This window comes from Kitasatospora sp. NPDC091257, from assembly GCF_044757675.1.
GTDB lineage: Bacteria > Actinomycetota > Actinomycetes > Streptomycetales > Streptomycetaceae > Kitasatospora > Kitasatospora lactacystinica.
On record NZ_JBIVVI010001523.1, the window covers coordinates 1 to 1,823 of the forward strand.

The 1,823-nt window shown below is 70.2% G+C and carries 2 protein-coding genes; one reads left to right on the forward strand and one right to left on the reverse strand.

Going from position 1 to position 1,823, the window contains the following annotated elements; genetic code table 11:
- Nucleotides 1–58: 58 nt before the first annotated feature.
- Nucleotides 59–844, reverse strand: a complete 786-nt coding sequence (gene lexA, locus ACIQOV_RS39925; protein WP_401055852.1) for a transcriptional repressor LexA — start codon at nucleotides 842–844, stop codon at nucleotides 59–61.
- A 451-nt stretch (nucleotides 845–1,295) separates the two neighbouring features.
- On the opposite strand from lexA, the gene nrdR reads away from it, so the two are divergent.
- Nucleotides 1,296–1,796, forward strand: coding sequence for a transcriptional regulator NrdR (gene nrdR, locus ACIQOV_RS39930; protein ID WP_401055850.1), 501 nt, complete (start codon nucleotides 1,296–1,298; stop codon nucleotides 1,794–1,796).
- Nucleotides 1,797–1,823 lie beyond the last annotated feature (27 nt).

Sequence of the window (1,823 nt, forward strand, 5' to 3'; positions counted from 1 at the left end):
GGCTCCCCGCACGAGCGGTGGAGCCCCTTCCCGGTGCCGTCGGTCGCGGCACGGGAGCTCAGAGGCGGCGCAGGACCGCGACGACCTTGCCCAGGATGGTCGCGTTGTCGCCGTTGATCGGCTCGTACGCCGAGTTGTGCGGCATCAGCCAGATCCGGCCGTCCTCGCGCTTGAGCCGCTTGACGGTGGCCTCGCCGTCGATCATCGCGGCCACGATGTCGCCGTTCTCGGCGACCGGCTGGCGACGCACGGTGACCCAGTCGCCGTCGCAGATGGCGGCCTCGATCATCGAGTCGCCGCGCACGGTGAGCGCGAACAGCTCGCCCTCGCCGACCAGCTGGCGGGGCAGCGGGAAGACGTCCTCGACCGTCTGCTCGGCCAGGATCGGCCCGCCGGCGGCGATCCGGCCGACCAGCGGGACGTAGGAGGTGGACGGGCGGCCGGCCGTCTCGGCGGTGTTCGGGCGGGCCACCTCGACGCCGCGGACCTCGTAGGCGCGCGGGCGGTGCGGGTCCCGGCGCAGGAAGCCCTTGCGTTCCAGGGCCATCAGCTGGTGGGCCACCGAGGAGGTGCTGGACAGGCCCACGGCCTGGCCGATCTCGCGCATGGACGGCGGGTAGCCGCGGCGCTGGACGGAATCCCGGATGACCTCGATCACCCGGCGCTGGCGCTCGGTGAGACCGGCCTCGTCGGTGCGGATCCCGGGGGGGCGGCCGGGCATCGCGCGGGCGGGGGCGGGATGGCCGTCGTCCAGGGCGGCGGAGTGTTCGATCGGCTGGTCCGGAACGCGGGCCGTTCCGGACAGGGCCGCGCCGGGGAGACGGTGGTCTTCGCTACGGTCCATGCTGATGTCCAGACCCTGTTGATTCGTGGTGCGCTGCCCCACCTTGAACTGGGAGTGTTCCTGCACCGGGATGGTGTTGCTTTCGATCGTGTTCACGGCGGCCCCTCTCGACGGCTGTCCTCTCCCCTTTTCCAGCCCAACGCGCCTCCTATCGAAAGGTTGCGCCAAACACACGTTCGAGTGAATTATTCGGGAGTTGACTGACTCGATCAAGGCTTTGTTGTACATCGAGTAAATGTTCGAGCAGAACTCGACTCCGGCAGTCTAATCGGCGCCGTCGCGGCATCGACACGCCATGGTGCTCACCTCCCCCGGACTCCTAGATGTAGTGGCTACAGTCATCATCCGTGCCCAGTACTAGTGGTCACCCCGCATGATCGGCTTGCCCAGGCCGGGGGCACATCGCATAGACTCAAGAGGTCCGAACGTTCTGCCAGGGAGGGATCCCGAGGTGCACTGCCCCTTCTGCCGGCACTCCGACAGCCGTGTTGTCGACAGCCGGACCACCGAGGACGGCAGCTGCATCCGCCGCCGTCGGCAGTGCCCGGACTGCGGCCGCCGCTTCACCACGGTGGAGACGGCCGCGCTGATGGTCATCAAGCGCAGCGGCGTCACCGAGCCGTTCTCCCGGCAGAAGGTCATCACCGGCGTCCGCAAGGCCTGCCAGGGCCGCCCGGTCACCGAGGACGCGCTGGCCCAGCTCGGGCAGCGGGTCGAGGAGTGCGTGCGCGCCAGCGGCAGCGCCGAGCTGACCACCCACGACGTGGGGCTGGCCATACTCGGCCCGCTCAAGGAGCTCGACGTGGTCGCCTACCTGCGCTTCGCCTCCGTGTACCAGGCGTACGACGGACTTGAGGACTTCGAGGCCGCCATCGCGGAACTCCGCGTCGAACGGCCCCGCGCCCCCGAGACGGACGACACCCCCGTGTCCGTCTCCGCCGCCGCGCCCTAGCGGGCGCCGGCACCGGGCCCCGGGCGG